Here is a 17,479-nt window from a genome sequence, read left to right on the forward strand (position 1 = left end):
TGACAGATGACAAATCCTTTTATCCGACATACGGTGACATCTGAGAGTTTGTGAACCGGCAGTTTCGAGGAGGTGACCGCCGTGGGTCTACGCGAGCGCAAGAAGCAGCGGACGCGGGACGCTCTGATCGACGCGGCCCTCGATCTCTTCCTCACCAGGGGCTACGAGGCGACGACGATCGACCAGATCGCCGCCGAGGTGGAGGTCTCGCCCAGGACCTTCTTCCGGTACTTCGCTTCCAAGGAGGACGTGGCGCTCTCGCTGACCGCCGACGAGCAGCGGATGCTCCTCGCCGAGCTGGCCGCACGCCCCGAGTCGGAGTCCCCGTTCACGGCGCTGTGCCAGGCGATGCGCTCGTTACTGCAGATCCTACGAGAGGCGGATGGGACGGAAGCAGGCAGGTACCTGCGTTGCCAGAAGGTCGTGCACTGCACGCCCGCCCTGCTGGCCGGGACCATGCGGCTGGTCAAGGAGAACGAGCGCAAACTGGTCGCGGAGGTGGCCCGCAGGCTCGGAGCGGACCCGTGCGACCTGCAGCCGCAGTTCATCGTGTCGGTCTTCGTCAGCGTGGCCCTCGCCTGCTTCGACGAGCGCACGCAGGACCCCGCCGCACTGGCACGGCGGCTGGAGGACCTGCTCGCGCTGGCCGAGCGTTCCCTGTGTCCCGGCTGGGACCTGCCCGTACGCACCGGGGCGGCCGAGCCCGCCTCGACCGCGGGCTGACGCCGCGGCACGTCCTCACAGGAGCACGACGCACCCGCGCTCGCGCAGCGGGCGGACGCAGGCGGGGACCTCGTCGAACTTGATCCAGCGCAGGTCGAGCTTCTCCAGCCGCGGCAGCTCCGCCAGCCCGCCGGGCAGCGCGGTGAGGCGGGTCGCCCGCAGGTCGAGGTGGGTCAGCTCCGTCAGGCGTACGACGGAGTCGGGCAGCCGTTCCAGGGGGTTGCCGCGCAGGTCCAGGTGACGCAGCGCGCGCAGCCCTCCGATCGCCTCGGGCAGCGCGGCGAGGCGGTTGTTCCTGAGGTGCAGCTCGCGCAGCCCGCTCAGGCGACCGATCGTCTCCGGCAGCGCGGCCAGCCGGTTGTCGTGGACGCGCAACTCGTGCAGGCCGGTCATGCCGCCGATCGTCTCCGGCAGCGCGGCCAGCCGGTTCTCCGCGAGGTTGAGATAGCCGAGCCGGTCGAGCCGTCCCAGCGAGGCGGGCACCGACGTGAACCCGTTGTCGCTCAGGTAGAGGTAGTCCGTGAGGCCGGGCAGGTCGCCGATCTCCGCGGGCACCTCGCGCAGCCGGTTGTGCCCCAGGTCGAGCATGCGCAGCTCGCGGAGGCGGCCGAGGCCGGGAGGAAGGTCCGCGATCTCGTTCTCCGCCAGGTTGAGCGACCGCAGCCGGCTCAGCCGCCACAGCGCGTCCGGCACCGCGGTCAGCGCGTTGCGCCCGGCACTGAGGTGTTCGAGCGTGGCGAGACGGCCCAGTTCGGGCGGGAGGGCCCCGATCCGGTTGCCGTAGAGCAGCAGGACCAGCAGCCGCTCCAGGCGCCCGATCCAGCCGGGCAAGGTCGTGAGCGCGTTCCCGTCGAGGTCGATGTGGCGCAGCGTCGCCATGTCGCCCACGGCCGCGGGCAGCGACGGCAGCCCCGCATCGGGCGCCACCAAGGCGACGGGCACACCACCGGCGAACCGGACGGCGCCCGGAGGCGCCCAGCCGGGTTCGGACACGCGGAGATCGGGCACGCGAGGATCGGGCACGGCAGCCGACTGTACAGATCACCCGTCCGCCCCGGCACATCCCGCGGCCGCGACCGGGGCCGGAGGAACGGTGTGGCGACTGAATGTTTCATCGGGATGACGCGGCCCAGGTGAGGGCCCGCGGCGGGAGATCGCGCTGGTCCGGTGGCACGCCCTGCCGAACCGGTTCAGTGAAGGCAGGCCCGTCGATGACCACGCGAGAGCCGTCTCCTGTACGCCCCCGGCTCCCCCTGCCTATCGTGCGTGAGGCGCTCCCCAAGGCGTCGTCTCCCCCCACCCGAGGTACAGAATGAGAACACGTTTCATCGCCGCGGGCGCGGCCCTCCTCGCCCTCCTGATGTCGGTGATCGCGATGACCCAGACCGCGCAGGCCGCGACCGGACTCCACGTCAGCGGCACGAAGATTCTCGAAGCCAACGGGAACCAGTTCGTCATGCGGGGCACCAGCCACGCCCACACCTGGTACGCGAGCCAGACGAGCTCGTTCGCGAACATCAAGTCCCTGGGCGCGAACACCGTCCGCGTCGTGCTGAGCGGCGGCCGCTGGACGGCCAACTCGGCGAGCGACGTCGCCAACGTCATCTCACTGTGCAAGCAGAACCGGTTAATCTGCGTGCTCGAGAACCACGACACCACCGGCTACGGCGAGCAGAGCGGCGCGTACACGCTCGACCAGGCGGTCGACTACTGGGTCGGCCTCAAGAGCGTGCTGACCGGCCAGGAGAACTACGTCGTCATCAACATCGGCAACGAGCCGTACGGCAACAACAGCCCGTCCGCCTGGACCAGCGCGACCAAGAGCGCGATCAGCAGGATGCGGGCGGCCGGATTCCAGCACCTGCTGATGGTCGACGCGCCGAACTGGGGGCAGGACTGGCAGTTCGTCATGCGCGACAACGCCGCCTCGGTCTTCGACAGCGACCCCCAGAAGAACACCGTCTTCTCGATCCACATGTACGGCGTCTTCGACACGGCGGCCGAGATCACCGGCTACCTCCAGGCGTTCCAGACCGCCGGCCTGCCCCTGGTGATCGGCGAGTTCGGCAACATGCACTCGGACGGCGACCCCGACGAGGACACGATCATGTCGCAGGCCCAGTCGCGGGGCGTCGGCTACCTCGGCTGGTCCTGGAGCGGCAACGGCGGCGGCGTCGAATACCTGGACCAGGTGACGAACTTCAACGTCAACCAGCTCACCTCGTGGGGCCAGCGGCTCTTCAACGGCGCCAACGGCATCAAGTCGACCGCCAAGGAGGCGACGATCTACAGCGGCCAGCCGCCGGTGAGCCCGTCCCCCAGCCCGTCCGCCTCCCCCAGCGCCTCCCCCAGCGCCTCCCCCAGCGCCTCGCCGAGCGCGTCCCGGAGCCCGAGCCCCAGCCCGTCCCCGAGCGGCGGCGCCAAGGGCTGCTCGGCGACGTACACGGTCACCAACCAGTGGGACGGCGGCTTCCAGGGTGAGGTGACCGTCAAGGCCGGCTCCAGCGCCGTCTCCGGCTGGACCGTGACCTGGACGTACGCCAACGGCCAGACGATCACGCAGGTGTGGAACGCCACGGTGACGTCGAGCGGATCGTCGATCAGCGCCAAGAACGTGAGCTACAACGGCGGCCTCGGCGCCGGAGCGTCCACCTCGTTCGGGTTCCTCGGCTCCTGGAAGGGCACCAACTCGGTGCCGGCGGTGAGCTGCACCGCGAGCTGAGACGCGGCGTGTCACTCATGGCCGGGCGCGCTCGCCGCGCCCGGCCTCCGCGTGTCGCCGCGTGGCCCGGCGGGGCGTGCCGGGGAATCAGTTGAGCAGGGGATCGTCGGGGAAGGTGGCGACCAGTGAGAGGTCCCCCTTCTGCCTGCGCAGCACCGTGCGCCACAGCGTGGCCGGGTTCGGGTGGAAGGTGTCCCCCGGCTCGGAGTCCACGACGTACCAGGCGCCCTCTTGGAGCTCGTTCTCGAGCTGCCCCGCGGTCCAGCCCGCGTAGCCCGCGAAGATCCGCATCTGGGAGATCTCCCCTGCCAGGATCTCCGGAGGCGCGTCGAGGTCCACCGTGCCGAGGCGCGAGACCGCTGCCCTGCCCTGCAGCCGGCGCCAGCCCAGCGGCTCCTCGCCGCTGAGCACGACGGCCAAGGCGAGCGCGCTGTCCGTCTGCACCGGGCCCCCCTCGAACAGCACCGGAGGACCCGTGACCAGAGCGTCCCAGGAAGGTAAGACCTGGGTCACGGCGATCTCGCTGGGCCGGTTGAGCACCACACCCAAGGTGCCGCCGTCCTCGTCGTGCTCCAGGACGAGCACCACGCTACGCCGGAAGTTGGGGTCGTCGAGCAGTGGCGTCGCTACAAGCAACCCGCCGACGTAGATCGCCTCCGCCATACATCCCATCATGAGGGAGGATTGCGGATTCGTGTACGCCGACCCCGGTTTGCCGCGTCATATTACTTAACGTGATGGCGACGTCACCGCCCGAGAATCGACCTAGGCCTCGGTGAAGCCGCGCGCCTTGCCGCCCGCCGACTCCCGTACGGCCGCCGCCACCGCGTTGGCCACGTCGGGGTGGAAGACGCTGGGAATGATGTAGTTGGGACCGAGCTCCTCGCTCGTCACGACCGCGGCCAGCGCGCGGGCCGCCGCGAGGAGCATCTCCGGCGTGACGCCGTCCGCCTGGGCGTCGAGCAGGCCGCGGAACACGCCCGGGAACGCCAGCACGTTGTTGATCTGGTTGGGGTAGTCCGACCTACCCGTGGCCACGACCGCCGCGTGCTCGCGGGCGTCGTCCGGGGAGACCTCCGGCTCGGGGTTGGCCAGCGCGAACACCACCGCGTCCTTCGCCATGGCGGCGACGTCGTCCCCGGTGAGGATCCCCGGCGCGGAGACGCCGATGAAGACGTCGGCGCCCTTGACCGCGCCGCGCAGGTCGCCGCCGTACCCCTCGCTGTTGGTGTGCTCGGCGATCCAGCGCAGCGAGTCGTCGAGGTCGTCGCGGCCGAGGTGGACCGCCCCGCGGAAGTCGCAGACGACGACGTTCCTCGCTCCGGCCGCCAGCAGCAGGCGCAGGACGGCGGTGCCGGCCGCGCCGGCGCCGGCCATCGCGATCCGCACCTCGGAAATCTCCTTGCCGACGACCTTCAGCGCGTTGGTCAGCGCAGCGAGCACGCAGATGGCGGTGCCGTGCTGGTCGTCGTGGAAGACCGGGATGTCGAGCAGCTCACGCAGCCGCCGCTCCACCTCGAAGCAGCGCGGCGCCGAGATGTCCTCCAGGTTGATGCCGCCGAAGCCCGGAGCGATGGCCCGCACGGTCGCGACGATCTCGTCCACGTCCTGGGTGTCGAGGCAGATGGGCCAGGCGTCGATGCCGGCGAACCGCTTGAACAGGGCGGCCTTGCCCTCCATCACCGGCAGCGCGGCGGCGGGGCCGATGTTGCCGAGGCCGAGGACGGCCGAACCGTCGGTGACGACGGCGACCGAGTTCCGCTTGATCGTGAGGCGGCGGGCGTCCTCGGGGTTGCGCGCGATCGCCAGGCTGACCCGCGCCACGCCCGGGGTGTACGCCATCGACAGCTCGTCACGGTTGCGCAGGGGGACCTTCGACTGCATCTCGATCTTGCCGCCGAGGTGCATGAGGAAGGTCCGGTCGGAGACCTTGTGGATCGCGACGCCCTCGACCGCGCCGAGACTGTCCACGATCGCCTGCACATGGTCGGCGTCCTTGGCCGCGCACGTCACGTCGATGCGGAGCTTCTCGTGACCGGCGTTGGTCACGTCGAGGGCGGTCACCACGCCGCCCGCGTTCTCCACCGCGTGGGTGAGCAGGCTGACCGCCTTACCCCCTGCGGGCACCTCGAGGCGCACGGTGATCGAGTAGGACACGCTGGGCACGGTGGCCACGTCTATCCGCTCCTTTGCGGGGTGTTGCCTGGCCGTGCTCGCCCGGCTGCTCCAGTGGGGCGCGGCCTCCGCGTGGCGGCCGCGCTCGCGCATCCGGCTGGACGGCTCATGGGTGCTATCCATCGTGCCATCCCCAGCGGGGTGTTTCAGCCCGTGCCCGTGCTCTTTCGTCACGCGCCGCGCCCGGCCCGCGCGCCGCCGTGCCGTCGGGGCCGGGCGAGCGCGGGCGGGAACCGGTCAGAAAAGCGCGCTCGCCAGCGCTCTGCGCGCCCGCGACACCGACGGGTCGTCGGCGGGCAGCGCGTCGAACAGCCCCAGCAGGTGGACCCGCACCTTGTCCCTGTCGGCGCCCCGGCTGCGCCGCACGAGCGCGACGAGCCGATCGAACGCCTCGTCCACCTGGCCGTTCACCATCTCCAGGTCGGCGACCTGGGTCTGCGCGTCCACGTCGTCCGGGCTCTCGGCCGCCCGGCGCAGCACGTCGGCCGGGTCGAGGTCCTGCGTGCGCCGCAGCAGCCCGACCCCCGCGAGGCCGATCTTCGCGCCCTCGTCCGACGGCGACCTCGCCAGCAGGCGCTCGTACGCCACGGCCGCGGCGTCCAGGTCGCCCTTCTCCACGGCCTGCTCGGCCGCCAGGAGCTCGGGGTCGACCGGCGGCTCGTCGGGCTGGCCCTCGCCCGGCGCGGCCGGCTCCACGCCGAGCTGCTCGAACACCTGCGCCAGTGCCTGCCGGAGCTGCGCCTCCGGCAGGGGGCCCTCGAACAGGGGCATGAGCTGCCCCTGGAAGGCCAGGTAGACCGTGGGCACCGCGCGCATCCGCAGTGCCTGGGCGAGCTGCGGGTCGGCCTCCACATCCACCCTGGCCAGCACCCACGCGCCCGCCGCCTCCGCGGCCAGCTTCTCCATCACGCCGCTGAACTGCTGGACCTGCTCGGCCCTGCGCACCGTCGCCTCGACGATCACGGGAACGCTCAGGGAGCGCTCCACCACGTCGGCGTTGAAGGTGGCCGAGGTCACCTCGATGACGTCCGCAGAGGCGGCTCCGGACGGCCCGGCGGCCTCACGCCGCGCCTGCGCCTCGAATGCCTGCTTGCGCGCGCCGAGGTCCACGGCGCCGTAGAGCGATCCAGGTCGAGAGAACTCCGCTGCCATACCCCCAATCCTGCCGTACTCGCCCGCGTGATCTGTGCCATCCCCGCTGTCTTCCTCCGCGATCGGGGCGGATCGGCGCCCGCCATAGGGTGAACGGCGCACGATCGCCACATTGGAGGGAGCAGGACATGGCAGTGGAACGCATCGGTCCGCCGAGCATCGCCGGTGAGCGCGAGATGCTGCGCGCGTTCCTCGACTACCACCGGGCCACGCTCGCGCTGAAATGCGACGGCCTGTCGGACGAGGAGCTGCGGCGCAGGTCGATGCCGCCTTCGACGCTCTCGCTGCTCGGCCTGGTCAGGCACATGGCCGAGGTCGAGCGCACGTGGTTCCGCCGTGTGATCGACAAGGAGGACGTGCCGCTCGTCTGGTCGGAGGAGGGCGACTACCAGGCGGCGTACGACGCGAGCGGGTCCACCGGCGCGGAGGCGTTCGCCGCCTGGCAGGCGGAGGTCGAGCACTCCCGCAGGATCGAGCGGGCGGCCGAGTCGCTCGACGTCACCGCCTACCAGCCCCGGTGGGACGAGGAGGTGTCGCTGCGGCTGGTGATGCTGCACATGATCCACGAGTACGCCCGGCACAACGGCCACGCCGACTTCCTGCGCGAGGGCGTCGACGGGACCGTGGGCGTCTGAGACCGGGCCCCGGCTCTTCAGTTCACCGGACCCTGGACGGTCCGGCGCTCGGTACGGAAGATCAGCGTCGTCTCCAGGTGCACGATCTCCGGCCGGACCAGGATGCGCTCGAGGATCAGACGGTGCAGGTGATCGGCGTCGGGCACCGCGACGTGCACCAGGAAGTCCTGCGGGCCGGCCACGTGGAACAACGCGATCGTCTCCGGGAGCCCGAGCACGAACGCCCGCAGCGGGTCGACCAGCTGGCTCGTGTGGGGCCGCACGCGCAGCGCCAGCAGCGCCTCCAGCGGCCGTCCGAGCGCCTGGGTGTCGACCTCCGCGCGGAAGGCCGTGATCAGGCCGCGCCGACGTAGCGACCGCACGCGTTCGAGAGCGGTGGACGGGGCGACGCCGACCCGCTCGGCGAGATCCTTGTTGGGCAGCCGCGCGTCCTTCTGCAACAGCTCCAGGATCTTCCTGTCGGTCGAATCAAGTTCGGCGCTCACGGCCTCTTTCCTTCGTCGATTCGGCTTCTGTGGCGGACAGACGTCCGACAGAGCCATCATCCCGGCATGACCCCGAATCACGCCTGGGACATCGACGACTTCGTCCACGCCGCCGAGGTGACCGTGCGCGGGCTCGCCGCGTACGTGCGGGAGAGCCAGGACGGGGCGGCGCCGGTGATCCGCCGCAGGCCGCCCGGGGAGCTGGCCGGACGGCTCGGGCTCACCCGCTGGATCCGGGAGGGCGGCATGACCCCGGAGACCTACCGGGAGTGGCTCGACGCCTATCTCGCGGAGGGCACGCGGCTGCACCATCCGGCCTACCTCGGCCATCAGACGGCCGCGCCCGACTTCCCGGCCGCGCTGGCCGACTTCGTCCACGGCGCGATCAACAACCCCATGGCGATCTACGAGATGGGGGCCGCGGCGGCGACGGTCGAGTTCGAGGTGCTGCGCTGGATGCTCGGCAAGGTCGGCTTTCCCGAGGGCGGCGGCGTGCTCACCCACGGCGGGTCGCTGGCCAACCTGACCGCGCTGCTCGCCGCGCGGGCCGCCGCCGCGCCGGACGCGTGGACCGAGGGCGTGCCCGGCGATCTCGCCCTGCTCGCGCCGCCGTCGGCGCACTACTCGGTCACCCGGGCGGCGGCGATCCTCGGCCTCGGCGAGCGCGCGGTCGTGCCGCTCGACGTGGACGACCTGGGCAGGATCGACGTGGCCAGGCTGCCCGAGGGGCTCGACCGGGCGCGGCGGGCCGGCCGCCGGCCGATGGCCCTGGTCGCGGCCGCCTGCGCCACCGGCACCGGCCTGTACGACGACCTGCGGCCCATCGGCGAGTTCTGCGCCGAGCAGGGCCTGTGGTTCCACGTGGACGGCGCGCACGGAGCGTCGGCGCTGCTCAGTGAGGAGCACCGCCACCTGCTCGACGGCGTCGAGCTGGCCGATTCTGTCATCTGGGACGCGCACAAGATGCTGCGCACCTCCGGCCTCGCGGCGGCCGTGCTCGTCCGGCGCGAGGGCGACCTGGACGCCGCGTTCCGGCAGCGGGCCAGCTACCTGTTCTACGGCGACCAGGGGTTCGACCTGATCGGCAGGGCCGTGGAGTGCACCAAGGCCGCGCTCGGGCTGAAGGTCTTCCTCAATTTGGCCTGGCGGGGTGAGCGCGGCCTCGGCGAGCACGTGGCGCGGCGGTACGCCACCGCGCACCGCTTCTGGGAACTGGCCCGCGAGCGGCCCGGCTTCCACTGCCCGTACGAGCCGGAGAGCAATATCGTCTGCTTCCGGTACGGCGACGGCGACCAGGCCGCCATTCGCGAGACCCTGCTGGAGGAGGGCTCCTTCCACCTGACCTCGGCCGAGCTCGGCGGCGTACGCCACCTGAGGGTGACGGTCATGGCCCCGGCCACCGACGACAAGACCCTCGAAGCCCTCCTCGACCGCGTCGCCGCACTCGGGCGTGTCTAGAAGCCTTGGATCACACGAGCGTGGTCGTCAGCGGGAGAAAAGGTCGATGATCTCGTGGCCACGGCGGGTGCGCCGGATCCACACCTCGCGCCCTCTGCGCTCCCTGCAGACCAGCCCGGCCGCCTCCAGACGGTCGCAGTGGTAGGTGATGGCGCTCGGGACCGTACCGGCCAGCGTGGCGAGTTGACCCATGGTCGTAGGCCGGGCCAGCGACGACAGCAGGCCGGCGCGCGCCGGCCCGAGCATGGAGGCCAGCTCGTCGGCCGCTCGGCGCGCGGGATCGGCCCCGAGCCACAGGGCGTCCGCCCGCGGGAGCGGGTAGGCGATCCAGACGTAGCCGGGCAGGTCGAGGTTGAGGATCGTGGCGTCGGGCCCGGAGAGCATGGGCACGAGCACCAGCCTGCGACGGCCGAGGTCGTACCGCGCGGGCTCCTGGTCGCTCATCTGCAGGCTGCCGTCGGCGAACCTGATGCGCTCGCTGAGCGTGCCGAGGAGCGCGTCAAGCGCGCCGCGCACCACCGCCGTACCGACCCGCTCGACCTCCCGGTCGAGCAGCGGCTGCGCTCGCTCCCACAGAGGCCTGATCGCGGACCAGACGTCGGAGACGGCGCTCGCGTACCCGTTCAGCCACCGGCGCGGCCGCTCGGCGGCCCACCTCCAGTGCTCGGGCACGCGCTCCGGCCCGTACGCCTGCTCCATGTCGTCGAGCAGCGCGTCCGGCCGCATGTCGAGCAGCCAGGCGATCTGGGACTCCACGGAGGCGTCCGCGACCGGCGGCAGCGGGACGATCGTGTCCGGCGCCACGGAGTGGCCGGGCGCGCCGAGCGGGCGACACGCCTGCCGGCCCTCGGCGCCGACGGACTCCCGGATCCTGCGCCGCCACCCCTCCGGCAGTCCCCGCCGCCGCGCGGCCACCGCGTCCACCAACAGCGACAGCACCGACACCTGCGGCGAGACCGCGACAGAAACCCCCGGGCTGGGGCAGAGCCGCAATTCGCTCCACGTCTCCGCGCGTCGCACCTTTCCCCCGAGGCACTTCTTCCACTACGTAAAGGCACACCCTAGCCAAGCCGACCGGAACCCTTCTGAAGTTTCAAAGATTCGCGAAACCACCGGGGACGTCGCTTCCACGTTCGTTGAAATGGCCGGGAACCCGGCCGCACACAGCCCAAGCTGACCGAACGTTGAAATCTTGGGAAAGGACAGCACATGTCTATTCGGCTCGGCGGGCGCACTGCCACCTTCGGTCTCGCGCTGGCCCTCGCCGCCTCGGCGTCGGCCGCGGTCGCCGTCCCTGCCTCAGCCGCCCCGTCGTCGGCGACGGCGGCCGCATCGAGCACGTCTATCCAGAAGGTCCGGCTCTACGAACTGACGACCAAGGGCGACCAGGGCTTCTTCTACACGGCCAACCAGGCGGAGATGGAGCAGGCCGTCACCAAGCACGGCATGCGGGTGACCCAGACGCCGCTGTACTACATCTCCCGTACGGCCTTCCCCGGCGGCAAGCCCATGTGGCGGCTCCGCTACACGATCAAGTCGTCCTACCTGGTCACTGGCTCCCCCCAGGAGCGCGACCGGCTGGTCGGATCAGGCAAGTTCGTGAACGACGGCATACTCGGATACGCGGCCGAAGACGGCTGCGCCGCCGGCACGACCAAGGTCTGGCGTCTGAGCGACAACGGCAAGTGGCGTCTGGCCGTAGAGTCGCACATGATCAGCATCGTCAACAACGAGCCCGGCTGGAAGCTCGACGGCCGGGCCCTCAACCACTTCATGTCGTGATCGCTTTCCGGCCGCCGGCTGAGCCCCGGCAGCGCGCCGGGGATGCGGCGGCGGTCCGGCCGGAGCCTGTTCCCGGGACGTCAGGGCGCAGGCCGTCCCGGGAACGTCCGCGTCAGAAGGCGGCGGGCTCGGAGTAGGTGCCCCACTCCTCGCGCAGGACGTCGCAGATCTCGCCCAGCGTGGCCTCGGCCCGTACGGCCTCCAGCATGGGCGGGATCATGTTGTCGTCGCCCTTGGACGCGGCCCGCAGTGCGGCCAGCGCCGCGTCCACGGCCGCCTGGTCCCGCGCGGCGCGCCGCTCGCCCAGCACCCTGCGCTGCTCGACCTCGACCTCGTGGCTGATCCGCAGGATCTCCAGCGGCTGCTCCACGGTCGCGGTGTGGCAGTTCACGCCGACGATCCGCTTGTCACCCTTCTCCAGCTTGCGCTGGTAGTCGAAGGCCGACTCGGCGATCTCCGACATGAACCAGCCGTCCTCGATGCCCCGCAGGATGCCGGCGGTCATCGTGCCGTCGCCGCCCATCTCCCGGATCCTCGCGAAGGCCTTCTCCGCCTCGGCCTCCAGCCGGTCGGTCAGCGCCTCGACGTACCAGGAGCCGCCCAGCGGGTCGACGACGTTGACGACCTCCGTCTCCTCCATGATCACCTGCTGGGTCCGCAGCGCGATCTCGGCGGCCTTCTCCGACGGCAGCGCGAGCACCTCGTCCAGCGCGTTGGTGTGCAGCGAGTTGGTGCCGCCGAGCACGGCCGCCAGCCCCTCGATCGCGGTGCGGACGATGTTGTTGTCCGGCTGCTGCGCGGTCAGCGACACCCCCGCCGTCTGGGTGTGGAAGCGCAGCCACTGCGCCTTCTCGGTGCGCGCGCCGTACACGTCGCGCATCCAGCGGGCCCAGATGCGCCGCGCGGCGCGGAACTTCGCGATCTCCTCGAAGAAGTCGATGTGCGCGTCGAAGAAGAACGACAGACCCGGCGCGAACACGTCCACGTCGAGTCCGCGCGACAGGCCCAGCTCGACGTAGCCGAAGCCGTCGGCGAGCGTGAAGGCCAGCTCCTGCGCGGCCGTGGCCCCGGCCTCGCGGATGTGGTATCCCGATACCGACAGCGGCTTGTACGCGGGGATCTCGGCGGCGCAGAACTCCATCAGGTCGCCGATCAGCCGCAGGTGCGGCTCGGGCGCGAACAGCCACTCCTTCTGCGCGATGTACTCCTTGAAGATGTCCGTCTGGAGGGTGCCGTTCAGCTTCCCCACCGGCACGCCCTGCCGCTCGGCCGCGACCACGTACATGCAGAAGATCGGTACGGCGGGCCCGCTGATGGTCATCGACGTGGTGACCTCGCCGAGCGGGATGCCGTCGAACAGCAGGTCCATGTCGAGGGCCGAGTCGATCGCCACGCCGCAGTGGCCCACCTCGCCGAGCGAGCGGGGGTCGTCGGAGTCGCGGCCCATCAGCGTCGGCATGTCGAACGCCACCGACAGGCCGCCGCCCCCGGCGCCGAGGATCATCTTGTAGCGCTCGTTGGTCTGCGTGGCGTTGCCGAACCCGGCGAACTGCCGGATGGTCCAGGGGCGGCCGCGGTAGCCGGTGGCGTACAGGCCGCGCGTGAAGGGGAACTCCCCCGGCCAGCCGATGCGCTCCAACCTGGGGTCGTCCCCGGGCGGCCCGTAGACGGGGTCCACCTCCAGCCCCGACAGGGTCCGGAACTCACGGTCCCGCTTGAAGGCGGCGTCGTACCGCGCCTGCCAGCGGGCCCTGCCCGCCTCGATGGCCGCCGCGCTCACCTGCGCACTCGTCGGATCCGGCTCCATGCACCCCTCCCCGGGTCTCACTCTTCGAGAAAATACTAGGACGTCCTAGTAAATTCGGCTACCGCCGCCCCCGGATGTCACGGAACTGACCAGCCGCATTCCCGGCAGTCATGTCACACGTTGGTCGCGAATTGTCACGGACCTTTGACAGAGCCAGGAAATCTTCAAACATGGTCAGCGCCCTTGAAGTCCACACGGAGGTGGATGTGAAGCGCTTGACAGTCGTCGCCGCGACCGCGGCGATGGTGGCGGCAACCCTCGCCACACCAGCGCAGGCCGTACCGGCGGCCGCCGGGTCGGCGGCCCAGACCGAATACGTGGTTCTGTACAAGGAAGGCGCGGCCGCCGCGGACGCCCAAAAGGCGATCGAAGCGGCGGGCGGCAGCGTGCTCAAGGCGAACGCCGAGGTCGGGGTGGCCACGGTCAGCAGCACCAACCCCGACTTCGCGGCCGCCCTGCAGGGCGCGGCGGCCATCGAAGGGGTCGCCCGCAACCAGGTGATCGGCAGCGTGCCCGACGACGCCAAGGCGTCCGCCGCCGCGAAGAAGGCCCTGGCGCGGGCCGCCAAGAACAACGCCGTGGAGAAGGAGGGCCGGGGCGGCAAACCCTTCAAGTGGGGGCGCAACGTCAAGGACGAGCCGCTGGCCGACCTGCAGTGGGACATGAAGCAGATCCACGCGGACCAGGCCCACAGGTTCGAGCAGGGGGACAAGGGCGTCCTCGTCGGCATCCTCGACACCGGCGTCGACGGCTCGCACCCCGACATCGCGCCGAACTTCGACCGGAGGCTGAGCCGGAACTTCACCGTCGACCTGCCGGCGGACGCCAACGGCACCGAGATCGACGGTCCCTGTGAGAGCGACCCCGACGGCTCCTGCAACGACCCGAACGACGTGGACGAGAACGGCCACGGCACCCACGTCGCCTCGTCGATCGCCGCGCCCATCAACAAGCTGGGCATCTCGGGCGTCGCTCCGAAGGTGACGATCGTGAACCTGCGGGCCGGCCAGGACTCGGGCTACTTCTTCCTCCAGCCCACCGTCGACGCCCTCACCTACGCGGGCGACGTCGGCGTCGACGTGGTCAACATGAGCTACTACATCGACCCGTGGCTGTTCAACTGCGCCGACAACCCGGCCGACAGCCCGGAGGAGCAGGCCCAGCAGCGGCTGTACATCGCCGCCACCCAGCGGGCGATCAACTACGCCCACGCGCACGGCGTTACGGTCGTCAGCGCGGCCGGCAACGAGGCGATCGACTACACCAAGACGAACGTCGACAGCGGCAGCCCCGACTACGCCGGTTTCCCCGGCCAGGCCGTCAGGACCCGGACCATCCCCCCGTCCTGCGTCTCACTGCCGGCTGAGGCCGAACACGTGATCTCGGTCTCCTCGACCGGCATCAGCAAGCGGAAGGCGTACTACTCCAGCTACGGCAACGGCTACATCGACGTGGCCTCGCCCGGTGGCGACGTCTACGACACCCCCGGCAACACCAGGGACGTCACCAAGGCCACGCTCTCGGCCTACCCCAAGGCGCTCGCCGTCGCCAACGGCGAGATCGACGAGAACGGCGACCCGACCGTCGACTACGTCGTGAAGGACTGCAAGGGCTCCGTCTGCGGCTACTACCAGTACCTTCAGGGCACCTCGATGGCCTCGCCCCGCGCGGCCGGCGTCGCGGCGCTGATCGTCAGCCGGTACGGCAAGCACGACCGCGCCCACGGCGGCCTGACGATGGACCCCGACAAGGTGGAGGCGATCCTCAAGGGCACGGCCACCAGGACGGCCTGCCCGAACCCGCCCGCGTTCACCTACACCCGCATCCTGCCGAGCGGCTCCACCGTGACCGCCACGCACACCTGTGAGGGCGGACCGTCCGGCAACGGCTTCTTCGGCACGGGCATCGTCGACGCCCTGCGCGCCGTCGGCCGCTGAGCTGAGTTGACCGGTGGCGCACCCGTGCGCCTACCCCGGGCCGGTGACGCACCCGTGCGGTGTGCGTCACCGGCCCACCCAGGCGGCGCGGATCAGGAACCGCCGAGATAGGCGAGGACCGCGGCGACCCGGCGGTGGATGTCCGGGCTGGCCTCCAGCCCCAGCTTCAGGAAGATCGAGTTCACGTTCTTCTCCACGGCGGAGATCGACAGGGACAGCGCCCGCGCGATGCCGCCGTTGGACCTGCCGCGCGCCATCTCGCGCAGCACGTCACGCTCCCGGGGCGTGAACGCCTCCTGCTCTCCTCGTACGGCGCGGCGCGCCAACAGCCCCTCCACCACCTTGGGGTCGATGACCGAGCCGCCTGCGGCGACCGAGCGGATCGCACCGAGCAGCTCGTCGAGGTCCCCCACCCGGTCCTTCAGCAGGTACGCGAGGCCCTCGGTGCCGCCCCTGAACAGTTCGAAGGCGTAGATCGAGTCGGCGAACTGCGACAGCACGACGACGCCGACGCGGGGTGCGGCCGCGCGGATCCGGTGGGCGGCGTCGATCCCCTCGAACCCCGGCCGCCAGCCCTCACCCGGCATGCGGATGTCGGTCACGACCACGTCGGGACCGAGCCGCCTGGCCGCGTCGACCAGCTCCGCCGCGCTCCCCAGCGCCCCGACGACCGCGACCTCCCCCGAGCTCTCCAGCAGCTGCCGGGTGCCCTCCCGTACGAGGTAGTGGTCGTCGGCGACCAGGGCGCGCAGCCTGCGCGGCTCCCTCCCGGCGGCGGGGCGTTCAGACATTGGCGGTCACCCAGGCGCGCACCCGCGCTCCCTCTCCGGGCCCGGCCGTCGTCTCCAGCCCTCCGCCGAGCGCCGCCATGCGGTCGGCCAGCGTGGCCAGTCCGCGGCGTGCCACGGCCCGTGGGTCGAACCCCGTCCCGTCGTCGGTCACGGACGCCTGGAGCCTGCCGGCGTCGTGCCAGAGCCGCACCTCGATCCGCGACGCCCCCGCGTGCTTGAGCGCGTTGGCGATCGCCTCGCTGACCACGAAATACATCGCTCCCTCGATCTCGTCCGGGAACCTGCGGGTGCGCAGGGCCGGGTCGGCCGTCACGGTGGTCGCGACCGGCAAGGCCGAGCACCGCCCCTCGACGGCCTCGACCAGCCCGCCCTGGCTCAGCACGGAGGGATGAATGCCGGCCGCGAGGTCCCGCAGGTCCGCCAGCGCCTGGCGCGCCTGTTCCCGCAGCAGGGCCAGGGACTCCGCCCCGCCGCCCGTCGCGCGGGCCAGCTCCAGCCCCGCGATCAGTGCCACGAGCTGCTGCTGCACGCCGTCGTGGATGTTGCGCTCGATCCGCCGCCGCTCGGCCTCCTGGGCGTTGACCAGCCGGGCGGCGAGCGCCGCGCTGCGGATCGCGAGCCCGACCGGCACGGCCAGGGCCGCGAGCAGCCGCCGGTCGTCGCGGGTCAGCCGCCCCGCCGCCTTGGGCCCGCAGGTGATGCGCCCCAGCCCGGCCGGGACCGTGAGCACGGCGTCGCCCCGCTCCTCCCCCGCCACGACGCGGGTGCCGTCCGCCAGCTCGACGGCGGCCCACCGGGCGTCCAGGCCCGCCCGCACCGCCTGTGCCAGCCTGCCGAGCTGCTCGACCGGCTCGGCTTCCTCCAGGTCCGGGCCCAGGCGGGACAGCAGTTCGTCGACCGTCGGCCGGACGTCGAACACGAGGTAGAGACGCGAGCCCCTGACGCCGACCCGGATGTCGAGCAGGTCGTGCCGCAGCACGGCGGCGCCGATGGCGGCCGGCAGCGCCCCCACCACGCCCAGCACCCCGACGACGTCGGCGGCGTCGTACGTTTCCGATACTCCCGCGACCGTGATCACGATGAAGGCGCCCAGGTTGGCCAGCAGGCCCGCCACCATCCAGCCGAGCCGGCCCCGCTCCGCCGGATCTCCCCGCCACAGGCGGGTGAGGAGGCCGCCCAGCACGACCAGCGCCAGCAGGAAGGCGACCAGCTGGCCGACCGACGCCAGCAGGACGGTGACGAGGCCGAGCGGTCCCCGTAACCCCAGGGGGTTGGCGTGCTCGACCTCGTCCGGATAGCCGACGGGCATGAACAGCACGCCCAGCCAGTACGCGGCGATCGCCGCGGCCGCCGTGACCGCGACGACGCGCCAGCGCCGTGACGGCAGCCTCCCGTCGGGGAACAGGAGCGGCACGAACACCCACGACAGGCCGTAGAAGACCGGGAACCCCGAGCTCAGCACGGCGGCGACGACGATCGGCCAGTACGGATCCGGACCGAGCCGGGTCAGCAGGCCGATACCGAGTCCGCCGAGCCCGAAACAGTCGGCGGTCGCCAGCAGCAGCCAGCCGTAGGCATTGTCCGGCCGCCGGGCCGCGATCAACCAGCCGAGGGCGGGCGGGAGCAGGGCGATCACCATGAACGCCCACTGCGACGCGGGGGCCGGCAGCCCCGTCTCCAGCAACGCGCCGGCGACGATCCCGGCGGCGGCGACGGCGGCCATGCCCGCCGCGAGCGGCCGGACCGCTGCCGTGGACTTCATGGCAGGCATCCTGACGGGCGCGCGCGTCCACCGTCTATGAGGTTGTCCTC

The 17,479-nt window shown here is 71.4% G+C and carries 15 protein-coding genes; 6 read left to right on the top strand and 9 right to left on the bottom strand.

Features of this window, described 5'->3' with window-relative positions; all coding sequences use genetic code 11:
* Window positions 1-81 precede the first annotated feature (81 nt).
* Window positions 82-723, top strand: coding sequence for a TetR family transcriptional regulator (locus tag ACQEVJ_RS34835; RefSeq protein WP_433108560.1), 642 nt, complete (start codon window positions 82-84; stop codon window positions 721-723).
* A gap of 15 nt (window positions 724-738) precedes the next feature.
* Here the strand turns inward: ACQEVJ_RS34835 and ACQEVJ_RS34840 are convergent, their stop codons facing one another.
* Window positions 739-1,746 (bottom strand): leucine-rich repeat domain-containing protein, encoded by a 1,008-nt coding sequence (locus ACQEVJ_RS34840; protein ID WP_433108562.1) that lies wholly within the window; start codon window positions 1,744-1,746, stop codon window positions 739-741.
* Between the two features lie 289 nt (window positions 1,747-2,035).
* On the opposite strand from ACQEVJ_RS34840, the gene ACQEVJ_RS34845 reads away from it, so the two are divergent.
* On the top strand, window positions 2,036-3,445 hold the full coding sequence (locus ACQEVJ_RS34845) for a cellulase family glycosylhydrolase (protein ID WP_433108565.1): 1,410 nt from the start codon (window positions 2,036-2,038) through the stop codon (window positions 3,443-3,445).
* 87 nt (window positions 3,446-3,532) lie between these two features.
* Here ACQEVJ_RS34845 and ACQEVJ_RS34850 read toward each other — a convergent pair whose 3' ends face one another.
* The 3 genes from ACQEVJ_RS34850 to ACQEVJ_RS34860 form a co-directional block, all read right to left on the bottom strand.
* A complete protein-coding gene (locus tag ACQEVJ_RS34850; protein WP_433108567.1) occupies window positions 3,533-4,108 on the bottom strand; it encodes a YqgE/AlgH family protein in 576 nt (191 codons plus the stop codon).
* Window positions 4,109-4,210: 102 nt separating this feature from the next.
* Window positions 4,211-5,620, bottom strand: a complete 1,410-nt coding sequence (locus tag ACQEVJ_RS34855) for an NAD-dependent malic enzyme (RefSeq protein WP_433113156.1) — start codon at window positions 5,618-5,620, stop codon at window positions 4,211-4,213.
* A gap of 237 nt (window positions 5,621-5,857) precedes the next feature.
* Complete coding sequence (locus ACQEVJ_RS34860) at window positions 5,858-6,772, bottom strand: co-chaperone YbbN (protein ID WP_433108569.1); 915 nt, start codon at window positions 6,770-6,772, stop codon at window positions 5,858-5,860.
* Between the two features lie 128 nt (window positions 6,773-6,900).
* Here ACQEVJ_RS34860 and ACQEVJ_RS34865 point away from each other — a divergent pair, with 128 nt between their 5' ends.
* Entirely contained in the window at window positions 6,901-7,407 is a 507-nt protein-coding gene (locus tag ACQEVJ_RS34865; RefSeq protein WP_433108571.1) for a DinB family protein, read from the top strand.
* Window positions 7,408-7,424: 17 nt separating this feature from the next.
* Here the strand turns inward: ACQEVJ_RS34865 and ACQEVJ_RS34870 are convergent, their stop codons facing one another.
* Complete coding sequence (locus ACQEVJ_RS34870) at window positions 7,425-7,892, bottom strand: Lrp/AsnC family transcriptional regulator (protein WP_433108573.1); 468 nt, start codon at window positions 7,890-7,892, stop codon at window positions 7,425-7,427.
* A 66-nt stretch (window positions 7,893-7,958) separates the two neighbouring features.
* On the opposite strand from ACQEVJ_RS34870, the gene ACQEVJ_RS34875 reads away from it, so the two are divergent.
* On the top strand, window positions 7,959-9,350 hold the full coding sequence (locus tag ACQEVJ_RS34875; protein WP_433108575.1) for a pyridoxal phosphate-dependent decarboxylase family protein: 1,392 nt from the start codon (window positions 7,959-7,961) through the stop codon (window positions 9,348-9,350).
* Between the two features lie 27 nt (window positions 9,351-9,377).
* Here the strand turns inward: ACQEVJ_RS34875 and ACQEVJ_RS34880 are convergent, their stop codons facing one another.
* A complete protein-coding gene (locus tag ACQEVJ_RS34880; RefSeq protein ID WP_433108577.1) occupies window positions 9,378-10,289 on the bottom strand; it encodes a hypothetical protein in 912 nt (303 codons plus the stop codon).
* Between the two features lie 270 nt (window positions 10,290-10,559).
* Here ACQEVJ_RS34880 and ACQEVJ_RS34885 point away from each other — a divergent pair, with 270 nt between their 5' ends.
* Window positions 10,560-11,132, top strand: a complete 573-nt coding sequence (locus ACQEVJ_RS34885; RefSeq protein WP_433108579.1) for a hypothetical protein — start codon at window positions 10,560-10,562, stop codon at window positions 11,130-11,132.
* A 112-nt stretch (window positions 11,133-11,244) separates the two neighbouring features.
* Here ACQEVJ_RS34885 and ACQEVJ_RS34890 read toward each other — a convergent pair whose 3' ends face one another.
* The gene (locus ACQEVJ_RS34890) at window positions 11,245-12,939 is read right to left on the bottom strand and encodes an acyl-CoA mutase large subunit family protein (protein ID WP_433108581.1); all 1,695 of its coding nucleotides are present in this window, start codon (window positions 12,937-12,939) and stop codon (window positions 11,245-11,247) included.
* Window positions 12,940-13,145: 206 nt separating this feature from the next.
* On the opposite strand from ACQEVJ_RS34890, the gene ACQEVJ_RS34895 reads away from it, so the two are divergent.
* Window positions 13,146-14,876: a S8 family serine peptidase gene (locus ACQEVJ_RS34895; protein WP_433108583.1), complete on the top strand. Its 1,731-nt coding sequence runs from the start codon at window positions 13,146-13,148 to the stop codon at window positions 14,874-14,876.
* 92 nt (window positions 14,877-14,968) lie between these two features.
* On the opposite strand, the gene ACQEVJ_RS34900 is transcribed toward ACQEVJ_RS34895, so the two are convergent.
* Together ACQEVJ_RS34900 and ACQEVJ_RS34905 are read right to left on the bottom strand one after the other, a co-directional pair.
* Window positions 14,969-15,667, bottom strand: a complete 699-nt coding sequence (locus ACQEVJ_RS34900; RefSeq protein WP_433108585.1) for a response regulator transcription factor — start codon at window positions 15,665-15,667, stop codon at window positions 14,969-14,971.
* Window positions 15,660-17,429 carry a sensor histidine kinase gene (locus tag ACQEVJ_RS34905; protein ID WP_433108587.1) on the bottom strand — a complete coding sequence of 590 codons (1,770 nt, stop codon included), beginning with the start codon at window positions 17,427-17,429 and terminating at the stop codon, window positions 15,660-15,662. Before ACQEVJ_RS34905 ends, ACQEVJ_RS34900 begins: the two co-directional genes overlap by 8 nt.
* Between the last annotated feature and the right edge of the window lie 50 nt (window positions 17,430-17,479).

This window comes from Microbispora sp. CA-102843, assembly GCF_050936215.1.
GTDB lineage: Bacteria > Actinomycetota > Actinomycetes > Streptosporangiales > Streptosporangiaceae > Microbispora.

Coding starts and splice junctions, on each gene's coding strand:
- ACQEVJ_RS34885 (WP_433108579.1), top strand. CDS start 10,560: ATGTCTATTCGGCTCGGCGGGCGCACTGCCACCTTCGGTCTCGCGCTG.
- ACQEVJ_RS34900 (WP_433108585.1), bottom strand. CDS start 15,667: ATGTCTGAACGCCCCGCCGCCGGGAGGGAGCCGCGCAGGCTGCGCGCC.
- ACQEVJ_RS34865 (WP_433108571.1), top strand. CDS start 6,901: ATGGCAGTGGAACGCATCGGTCCGCCGAGCATCGCCGGTGAGCGCGAG.
- ACQEVJ_RS34890 (WP_433108581.1), bottom strand. CDS start 12,939: ATGGAGCCGGATCCGACGAGTGCGCAGGTGAGCGCGGCGGCCATCGAG.
- ACQEVJ_RS34905 (WP_433108587.1), bottom strand. CDS start 17,429: ATGAAGTCCACGGCAGCGGTCCGGCCGCTCGCGGCGGGCATGGCCGCC.
- ACQEVJ_RS34845 (WP_433108565.1), top strand. CDS start 2,036: ATGAGAACACGTTTCATCGCCGCGGGCGCGGCCCTCCTCGCCCTCCTG.
- ACQEVJ_RS34850 (WP_433108567.1), bottom strand. CDS start 4,108: ATGGCGGAGGCGATCTACGTCGGCGGGTTGCTTGTAGCGACGCCACTG.
- ACQEVJ_RS34875 (WP_433108575.1), top strand. CDS start 7,959: ATGACCCCGAATCACGCCTGGGACATCGACGACTTCGTCCACGCCGCC.
- ACQEVJ_RS34860 (WP_433108569.1), bottom strand. CDS start 6,772: ATGGCAGCGGAGTTCTCTCGACCTGGATCGCTCTACGGCGCCGTGGAC.